At 73.6% G+C, this 9,288-nt stretch carries 8 protein-coding genes; 3 read left to right on the top strand and 5 right to left on the bottom strand.

Translation table 11 applies throughout. The features are described 5' to 3' along the window. Nucleotides 1-7: 7 nt before the first annotated feature. The 3 genes from AB0B89_RS32370 to AB0B89_RS32380 are packed head-to-tail and all read right to left on the bottom strand — an operon-like array spanning nucleotide 8 to nucleotide 3,091. Nucleotides 8-928, bottom strand: a complete 921-nt coding sequence (locus tag AB0B89_RS32370) for an ABC transporter permease (protein WP_358560378.1) — start codon at nucleotides 926-928, stop codon at nucleotides 8-10. Then, the gene (locus tag AB0B89_RS32375) at nucleotides 915-1,934 is read right to left on the bottom strand and encodes an ABC transporter ATP-binding protein (protein WP_358560380.1); all 1,020 of its coding nucleotides are present in this window, start codon (nucleotides 1,932-1,934) and stop codon (nucleotides 915-917) included. The genes AB0B89_RS32370 and AB0B89_RS32375 overlap by 14 nt, the downstream gene beginning before the upstream one ends. Then, nucleotides 1,931-3,091, bottom strand: a complete 1,161-nt coding sequence (locus AB0B89_RS32380; RefSeq protein WP_358560382.1) for a DUF2092 domain-containing protein — start codon at nucleotides 3,089-3,091, stop codon at nucleotides 1,931-1,933. Before AB0B89_RS32380 ends, AB0B89_RS32375 begins: the two co-directional genes overlap by 4 nt. A gap of 238 nt (nucleotides 3,092-3,329) precedes the next feature. On the opposite strand from AB0B89_RS32380, the gene AB0B89_RS32385 reads away from it, so the two are divergent. The 3 genes from AB0B89_RS32385 to AB0B89_RS32395 all read left to right on the top strand — a co-directional run bounded on the left by AB0B89_RS32385 (nucleotide 3,330) and on the right by AB0B89_RS32395 (nucleotide 6,911). Continuing rightward, complete coding sequence (locus AB0B89_RS32385) at nucleotides 3,330-4,004, top strand: response regulator transcription factor (protein ID WP_358560384.1); 675 nt, start codon at nucleotides 3,330-3,332, stop codon at nucleotides 4,002-4,004. Further along, nucleotides 3,994-5,361, top strand: coding sequence for an ATP-binding protein (locus tag AB0B89_RS32390; RefSeq protein ID WP_358560386.1), 1,368 nt, complete (start codon nucleotides 3,994-3,996; stop codon nucleotides 5,359-5,361). The genes AB0B89_RS32385 and AB0B89_RS32390 overlap by 11 nt, the downstream gene beginning before the upstream one ends. Before the next feature lie 122 nt (nucleotides 5,362-5,483). Beyond that, entirely contained in the window at nucleotides 5,484-6,911 is a 1,428-nt protein-coding gene (locus tag AB0B89_RS32395; protein ID WP_358560388.1) for an aspartate aminotransferase family protein, read from the top strand. On the opposite strand, the gene folP is transcribed toward AB0B89_RS32395, so the two are convergent. Then, nucleotides 6,902-7,750: a dihydropteroate synthase gene (gene folP, locus AB0B89_RS32400; protein ID WP_358560390.1), complete on the bottom strand. Its 849-nt coding sequence runs from the start codon at nucleotides 7,748-7,750 to the stop codon at nucleotides 6,902-6,904. The genes AB0B89_RS32395 and folP overlap by 10 nt on opposite strands. Before the next feature lie 86 nt (nucleotides 7,751-7,836). Continuing rightward, on the bottom strand, nucleotides 7,837-8,706 hold the full coding sequence (locus AB0B89_RS32405; protein WP_358560392.1) for a LysR family transcriptional regulator: 870 nt from the start codon (nucleotides 8,704-8,706) through the stop codon (nucleotides 7,837-7,839). Nucleotides 8,707-9,288: the final 582 nt, after the last annotated feature.

Here is a 9,288-nt window from a genome sequence, read left to right on the forward strand (position 1 = left end):
CCCACCCTCAGCTGGTGATGTCGCGGCCGGAGAAGCGGCCCCAGGCGATCGAGCCGAACACCACCGCGTAGGCGGCGAAGACGAGCAGCCCCTGGCCTATGACGTCGGTCGCGACCGGATCGCGCAGCGCCCCGTCGAACGAGCCCCACCAGGAGGTCAGAAGGTACGGCTCCACCGGCGCGAGCTGCGGGATCACGCCGAGGACCTGGGAGAACACCACCGTCACGACGGTCGCCGCGACGGCGCCGATGGGCACCTCGGTCAGGGTCGAGACGGCGAGGCCGACGGCCCCGAGCGCCGCCATCCCCGCGGCGCTGTAGCCGGTGACGATCAGGACGCGCAGCAGCCCGTCCGCGAGCGGGACCGTCGTCCCCGACAGCAGCGTGACCGGCCCCACCGGGAACAGGGCGAACCCCGTGACCAGCGCGGCGACCGCGACGACCGTGCAGGCGGCCAGCCCGAAGACGGCCACGTTGGCGAACTTGACGGCCAGCAGGCGGGTGCGCCCTGCCGGGGCGGTGAGCAGGTAGCGCAGGGTGCCGCCGTTCGCCTCGCCCGCGATCGCGTCCCCCGCGACGACCGCGACGGCCAGCGGCAGGAGCAGCGGGACCAGCATCGACAGCGCCACGAAGGTCAGCATCAGCCCGTTCCCGCCCACCTGCGTGATGATCGACGGCGCGTCGCCGTCTCCGCCCACCACGCGCAGCACGATGCCGATCAGCACCGGGACGACGGCGAGCACGACCAGCATCGCGATGTTGCGCGGCCTGCGGAAGGTCAGGCCCAGCTCCGAGCCGAGCAGCCGCACCGCCGCGCGCGCCGCCCCCGGGCGCGCGGCCACGGCCAGGGCCGGCTCCGCCGCCTGCCCGCCGGGGCGCGCGAGCGCGAGCGCCGGCGCCGCCGTTTCCGCCGATCTAACCGTCGACATCGAATCCCTCTCCTGTCAGGCCGACGAACAGCTCTTCGAGGCTCGGCCGCAGGACGGCGAAGCCCCGTACGGAGACCCCGTCCCCGACCAGCTCGGCGACGACGCGTTCCGGCGCGACCGCGCCGATCTCGGCCGTGACCTCGTCGATCCCGGCGCGCACGTCGGCGAGCCCGATGAGGTTCAGCACGGACGCCGCCTGGGCGGCGTGCGGGGTCTCCACGCGCACGCGCGGCGCGTGGCCGTCGCGCAGCCCGGCGATCGGCCCCTGGGCCACCAGGCGGCCGGTGCGCATCACACCGACGTGGGTGCACATCTGCTCGACCTCGGTCAGCAGGTGGGAGGAGACGAAGACGGTGGTGCCGTCGGCCGCGATCTCCTTGATGAGCGACCGCACCTCCCTGGTGCCCTGCGGGTCGAGCCCGTTGGTCGGCTCATCCAGCACGAGCAGCTCGCGCGGGCCGAGCAGGGCGCCGGCGATGGCCAGGCGCTGGCGCATGCCGAGGGAGTACGCCCGGTAGCGCTTGCCGGCCGCCGCGGCGAGCCCCACGCGGTCGAGCGCGGCGCCGACGCGGGCCCGCACCGTGCGGGGGTCGGCCGTGGGGTCGGCGGCGTCGTACCGGCGCAGGTTCGCCTCGCCCGACAGGTACGGGTAGAAGGCGGGGCCCTCGACGAGCGCGCCGACCTTCGGCAGGGCGGCGCCGAGCCCGGCGGGCATCGCGTGCCCGAGCACCTCGCACCCGCCGCCGGTCGGGTTCGTCAGGCCCAGCAGCATGCGGATCGTCGTGGTCTTTCCTGACCCGTTCGGGCCGAGGAACCCGAAGACCGAGCCGCGCGGCACGGCCAGGTGGAGATCGTCGACGGCGACCTGCCCACCGCGGAAGCGTTTGGTGAGCCCGCGCGAGACGATCGAGCAGTCTTCGGCGGGGACCGTTTCCGAGGCCGGGTGCGGGATCCGGCGAGGGGGCGCCGCCTCGTACGCCCCCTCCCCCGTCATCGTCGTCGTCACTCGCGGCCGGCCGCCTCGGTCAGCGCCTCGGGCGTGACGGCGCCCACCAGCAGCCTGCCGTCGTCGGTGATCAGCGCCGACACGAGCTTGCTCTGGATGAGCCTGCCGCTCCCGAAGGGCCCGGAGACCCGCTTGGCCGACTTCAGCAGCGAGTCGACCGCCCCGGCCGGGTCGCCGCCCTGCCGGGCGCCCCGGTTTCCCGTGGCGGGCCCGCGCAGGTCGGCGAGCGAGAACGGCACCTCGGCCACGGTGGTCCAGCCCTGGCCGATGGTGCGGATCTTCTTGGCGTCCTTCTCGAAGCCCGGCCCGCCGGCTTCGGTACCCTTGTCACCGCTCGGCGCGTCCTCGGCGCCGAGCGTCTTCTCCTCGACCTTGGCGCCGGCCGGCGGGGTGAACGCGAAGTTCTCCGGCGCGGGCGCCGAGAAGCTCACCTGGGTGAAGCCGACCTCGAACGCGGGCTCGGAGGCGCCCTTGGCGTAGACCTGGACGCGCAGCGGGATGTGATTGTCCCCGTCGAGGGCGAGCTTGACCTGCTTGACCAGGGACGAGGTGTCCTTGGGCGTGAGGACGAGCTGGTAGGCGGCGCGGCCCGCGACGTGCTGGCCGTTCTCGACGGTGATCGCGGTGCTCGCGTCCGCCATCTTCAGCACCTGGGCGGCCATGTCGGCCGGGGTCGTGGCGGTGGGCAGCGCGGTGGGCAGCGTGGTAGGCACGGCCTTGTCACCGCTGGTCCCGGCGCCTTGTGGCACCTTGTAGCGCGTGGCGGTGTTCAGTTCGCTCTGCCACAGCCACGCCTCGCCGGCGCCGGTGGAGATGACGTCGGTCTCGCTCATGCGGCCCGGCAGGGCGAGCCGGAGCCGGCCGTCGCCGCCGTACCAGACCTTGAGCGTGTGGGATCCGGACAGCAGGGACATCGGCGAACCGCTCGACCCTCCGGGCAGGGGCAGCGCCGGCAGGCCGAGGGAGGCGGTCTCCACCACGGTGCCCGACATCGCGGGCGGCGCCTTGTGCCGGGCGGTGTCCGCGACCTCCGCGAGCAGTTGGGCGGCGGTGCGGTCGGGCAGGGACGGATCGCCCTGGACGGCGGCGATGACCGGCCCCGCGCCGACCGCGGCTCCCACCACGGCGACGGCGACGACCGGGACCCCCCACCTCACGGCGCGTGCTCTTCTGGACTCAGGCGACATGTCACTCCCCAACGGTATGTCTTCGCGATCCGATATTCGGCAGACTGCCTCCCGGCCCCTGTGCCGAAGCTGAGACAGGCTGAGAGTGCTCTCAGGCCCGGGACCTTTCCGCAGCTCGCGGGGCCGGCGACCGGGCGGGCGCTCTCAGGCGGGTCTCAGCCGGGACAGGCCAAGATGGGGGGCCACATACGTTTTGGGGGGAGTCCGGATGCGCGTGCTCGTCGTCGAGGACGAGAGGCGGATGGCCGCCGCGCTGCGGCGCGGGCTGCAGGCGGAGGGCTTCGCCGTCGACCTGGCCCACGACGGCGAGGACGGCCTGCACCTGGCCCGCGAGGGCGACTACGACGTGGTCGTGCTCGACATCATGCTGCCGAGGCTCTCGGGCTACAACGTCTGCAAGCGGCTGCGGGCCGAGGAGAACTGGGTGCCGATCCTGATGCTGTCGGCCAAGGACGGGGAGTACGACCTGGCGGACGGCCTGGACCTCGGCGCCGACGACTACCTGACCAAGCCCTTCTCCTACGTCGTGCTGGTGGCCCGGTTGCGGGCCCTCATGCGGCGCGGCGCCCGCCGCCGCCCGGCGGTGCTCCGGTCGGGGGACCTCACCCTGGACCCGGCGGGGCGCACCGTCGCGCGCGGCGGCACCCCGATCGAGCTGACGCCGCGCGAGTTCGGCCTGCTGGAGTTCCTGCTGCGCCGTCCCGGCGAGGTCGTGTCCAAGACCGAGATCCTGGAGCACGTCTGGGACACCTACGACACCGATCCCAACGTGGTCGAGGTCTACGTGGGCTACCTGCGCAGGAAGATCGACGTCCCGTTCGGGCGCAACGCCCTGCAGACCGTGCGCGGGGCGGGCTACCGGCTGGTGGGCGATGGAGGCTGACCGGTCGCCGCTGACCTGGTGGCGGCGCAAGAGCCTGCGCTTCCGGCTGACCGCCACGGCCTCGGCCGTACTGGCGCTGGCGCTCGCGGCGGCGGCCTCGGTGCTGGTCGGCGTGCTCGGCAGGGCGCTGGTCGCCTCCACCGACGAGGTCGCCTACCAGCGGGCCAGGGAGGTGGTGGCGCTGGCGGACGACGGGCGGCTGTCCGACCCCGTCGCCGTCTCCGACGGCACGATCATCCAGGTGCTCGACGCCCGGGGCCGCATCACCCACGTCACGCTCGGCGCCGACCGCCTGGTCCCGCTGGTGAGCGCCGGCGCGCGGCGGGCGGAGCCGCCCGACGGGCGCGGCCGGTTCGTGGACGGCGCCCCGTACGGCATCCCGGGGCCGCTGCGCGTGGTGGTCCTGCACGCCGACCACGGCAGGACGGTGATCGCCGCGCGGTCGTTCAAGGACGTCGCGGACAGCCTCACCGCGACCGTCCACATGCTGGCCGTCGGCACGCCCGTGATCCTCGTACTGCTCGGCGCGGCGAGCTGGCTGATCATCGGCCGCACGCTGCGGCCGATCACGGCGCTGCGCCGGGGCGCGGCGGAGATCAGCGGGACCGCCAGGGCGCGGCGGCTCCCGGTGCCCGAGGCGCGCGACGAGGTTCACGAGCTGGCGACCACGCTCAACGACATGCTGGCCCGGCTGGAGGCGGCCGAGGCCTCGCAGCGCGCCCTGATCTCGGACGCGGCCCACGAGCTGCGGAGCCCGCTGGCCAGCATCCGCCTGCAACTGGAGGTCGCGCTCGGCCACCCGGACGGGCAGGAGTGGTCCGAGACCGCCGAGGGCGTCCTGGAGGACACCCTGCGCCTCAGCCGGCTGGCCGAGGGGATGCTCACCCTGGCGCGCCTCGACGAGCGGCGGCGCCCGGCCCGGTGGCAGCCCGTGGACCTCGCGGAGCTGATCGAGGCGACCGCCGCCCGGTACGACGAGACCGTGGTCAAGGTCCTGGCGGCGGGCCCGGCGGTCGTCGACGGCGACGCGATGGACCTTAGCCGGGTGCTGGTCAACCTGTTGGACAACGCCGTACGGCACGCGGGCGCGCACGTGGGCGTCGAGCTGCGCGTGACCGGGGCCGAGGCGGTTTTCACGGTGACGGACGACGGGCCGGGGATCCCCGAGGCCGACAGGGAGCGGGTGTTCAACCGGTTCACGCGCCTCGACAGCTCCCGCAGCCGCGACGACGGCGGGGCGGGGCTCGGGCTGGCCATCGTCCGCGAGACCGTCCTTGCCCACGGCGGGTCGGTGCGCCTGGAGGACGCCTCCCCCGGGCTGCGCGCCGTCGTGCGGCTGCCGCTCTCGCGTTCTTGATCTCCTCGTACGGATACGCGACGATCTAGTGTCCGTTATGTATGGGCTGGCGTGGTAACGTCCGTCGCCACCCGTAGGTCCGGCGCCGCCCTGTGCCACCCCGTGCGACGAGGGAGAACCGCGTGCTTCCCGAGAACGGCCGTACGGCCGACGAGCTCCTCGCCGAGATCGCCCGGCTCAGGCGCGACGACCTGCCGGTGCGCGGCGGCAAGGTCACCGCGTACGTCTACGACACCGGCCGCCCCGAGGTCCACGAGGCCGCCGCGCGGGCCTACTTCGAGATGCTCGAAGTGAACACGCTGGACCCGACGGCCTTCCCGAGCATCGTCGCGATGGAGAAGCAGGTCGTCGGGGCGGTCGCGGAGCTTCTCGGCGGCGGGCCGCACACCCCGGGCATCTTCACCAGCGGCGGCACCGAGTCGATCATGCTCGCCGTGAAGGCCGCCAGGGACGCGCGCCCCGTCGCGGGGACGCCGCGCATGGTGCTGCCGGTGACCGCGCATCCGGCGTTCCACAAGGCGGCGCACTATCTCGGCGTCGAGGTGGCGCCGGTGGCGGTCGACCTCGGCACCTACCGGGCCGATCCCGCGGCCGTGGCGGCGGCGATCACGCCCGAGACCATTCTCGTCGTGGCGTCGGCCCCCTCCTACCCCCAGGGCGTGATCGACCCCGTCGCCGACATCGCCGCGCTGGCGGCCTCGCGCGGGGTGCCGTGCCACGTGGACGCCTGCGTCGGCGGCTGGCTGCTGCCCTGGCTGGCGGAGGCCGGGGCGGCGGTCCCGCCCTTCGACCTGTCGGTGCCGGGCGTGACGTCCATCTCCTGCGACCTGCACAAGTTCGGCTACGCGCCCAAGGGCGCCTCGGTCGTGCTCTTCGCCGACCCGGCGCTGCGCCGCGCCGCGTACTTCGCCTCGGCCGCCTGGCCGGGGTACACCGTCATCAACACCACCGTGCAGAGCTCGAAGTCGGCGGGCCCGCTCGGAGGCGCGTGGGCGACGCTCAACGCGCTCGGCCGCGACGGCTACCTCGCGCTCGCCCGCAGCACGCTGGAGGCCACCCGCAGGCTCGTCGCGGGCATCGGCGCGATCCCCGGCCTGCGGGTGCTCGGCGAGCCCGAGTCCTCGCTGGTGGCGTTCACGGGCGAGGACGGCGTGGACGTCTTCGTGCTGTCCGACGAGGCGCGCGGGCGCGGATGGTTCCTGCAGCCGCAGCTGTCGTACGCGGGCATCCCCGCGAACCTGCACGTCACGGTCACCGGGGTCACCCTCGCCGGGGTGGAGGCGATGCTGGAGGTGATCGCCGCGTCGGCGGCGGCGGCCAGGGACAGGGGTCCCGCGCGGATCCCGGACGGGCTGACCGGCATCCTCGCCTCGCTCGACCTCGACGCGCTGGACGACGCGACGTTCGCGGAGCTGGCCGCGTCGGTGGGCGTGGACCTGGGCGGCGACGGCCAGCCGGAGATGGCGGTGGTCAACACGGTGCTGGACGCCCTGCCGGCCGGGACCCGCGAGGCGATCCTCATCAGGTTCCTGTCGGTGATCTACAGCTGAGCCCGGCCCCGCCGCAGCCGCTCGACGGTGGCGAGGGCGGCCCGTGCGGAGGCGGCGTCGTGGACGCGGAAGACCCGCGCGCCCTGCCAGGCCGAGACGGCCAGCGTGGCGAGGGTGCCCGCGTGGCGCTCCCCCACCGGCAGCCCGCCCAGTGTCTCTCCCACGAAGTCCTTGTTGGAGACGGCGACCAGGACCGGCCATCCGGTGGCGACCATCTCCGAGAGCCTGCGGCTGACCTCCAGCGAGTGCCAGGTGTTCTTGCCGAAGTCGTGCGCCGGGTCGATGAGGATCGCGTCCTCGCGCACTCCGGCCCGTACGGCCCGCCCGGCGAGGCCGACGGTGTGCGCGACCACGTCGGCCACCACGTCGTCGTAGGCGACGCGGTGCGGCCGGGTCCTCGGGGTGACGCCTCCGGCGTGGGCGCAGACAAGCCCGATGCCGTGCTTGGCGGCGACCTCGGCCAGACCGGGATCGGGACCGCCCCAGGTGTCGTTCAGCAGGTCGGCTCCGGCCTGGGCGACCACCTCGCCGACCTCGGCCCTCCAGGTGTCCACGCTGATCACCAGGTCGGGATGGGCGCTTCTCACGGCGGCCACCAGGTCGGCGACCCTGCGGATCTCCTCGGCGGCGTCCACGGTCTCGCCCGGGCCCGCCTTCACCCCGCCGATGTCCACGATGTCGGCCCCGGCGCGCACCGCACCGGCGACGGCGGACAGCGCGGCCTCGAAGCCGAAGGTCCTGCCCTGGTCGTAGAAGGAGTCGGGGGTACGGTTCACCACGGCCATGACGGCGAATTCGCCTGGCCGGAACTCGCGGTCGCGCAGGCGCAGAGTATGCATCGCCGCAAGCGTACGCCAGCGTGGCAGGACTGGGTTCCGATGCCGCCGGACGGCGTCCCGATGCCACGGGAACGCTCCAAAACGGCTCAGATCGCCGAACCGCTCTCGGCGACGGTGAGGAAGTCCTGCGCCATGCCCGGGAGGCGCTTGCGCGCGTGCACGAGCGCGATGATCCGGCGCAGCGGCGGGTCGAGCGAGCGGACCACCAGCCCCGCCCTCACGGCCTGCTCCGACATGCCCCGGTATCCGAGCAGGGAGGCCGAGGCGGACCGGATCGTCGCCGGCCAGCCGCCGCGCTCGTCGGTCTCGGCCGCCACGACCGGCCGTACGCCGTAGGTGGCGAAGAGCTGGTCGAACTCCCTGCGCCTGGCGCTGCCGGGGAGCGGCAGCACGAGCCTCATGCCGTTCATGCGGATCATGGGGATCGACTCGGGGAGGTCCAGCCCGGGAGGCGAGATCAGCACGATCTCCTGCCGTTCGAGCGGATGGCTGACCAGGTCGGCCGGCACGGGCAGGTCGGTCAGCCCGAGGTCGGCGCGCTGCTCCCGGATGGCGTTCACGACGCCGTCGCGTCCGTCACACCGAACGATCTGCACGCGTACGCCCGGATGCTCCGAGACGTAGGAGGGAAGGAGGCGGCCCGCCAGGCCGGGCTCCAGGCTCGGAGGCGAGGCGATGCGCAGCTCGCTTCCCCCGGAATGCGTGTGCGTGGCGAGGGCCTCGATCTCGTGGACGGCGTCGAGCGCCTCCCTGGCGAGCTTGACGACGCGGCGGCCCTGTGCCGTCACGACGACGCCCCGGCCCGAACGAGCGAAAAGCGTCATGCCGAGCTCGCGTTCGAGGTCGCGGATCGCGCGCGAAAGAGCGGGCTGCGCGATGTAGAGCGATCTGGCCGCGTCGGTCATGGTGCGGTGCTCCGCAGTGGCGACCACATAACGGAGCTGCTGCAGATTCATGGAATCGAAGCTAGGGCAGAGGGGGTCGGCGAATCCGGAACATCGCAGAGATCACCTTGGATGATTTCAGAATGTAACCAGATACCGCTACTTCCGTGACTACTGGGAAATCAGTGCACTTCTGCCCCAAATGCTCCAGAATGTGGATCTTGTGACTGGGGAGTCGGCTCGGCCTTCTGAGGCCGGGAAGGGGGCGCACGGCATGAGTACCAACGGGAACCATCCTCCACCGCCCCCGCCGGGGGGACGCCACCCCTACCCGCCCCCGCCGGATCCGGAACAGAGCGGCCCGACACCGCAGGAACCGGACCGGGGCGGCCATGTGTCGCATGACGGGGCGCGGCAGCCGTACCCGCCCCGTGGACCGCGGCAGCCACCCCCGGGATACCAGCAGCAGCACTACCCGGGACCCGCCCAGGGCCCGGCACAGCCCCACCCCGGGCCTCAGCCCCATCCGGGGCAGCGGCGTCAGGGTCCCGCGCGGCCGTCCCCTCCCCAGGGCGGCGGCCGGCCCTACCGGCAGCCGTACCCGCCCGCGCGGCCTCCCGGGCAACCCGGGCCGGGCGGGTGGACGGCTACTAC

Source organism: Sphaerisporangium sp. NPDC049002, assembly GCF_040649355.1.
Classification (GTDB): Bacteria; Actinomycetota; Actinomycetes; order Streptosporangiales; family Streptosporangiaceae; genus Sphaerisporangium.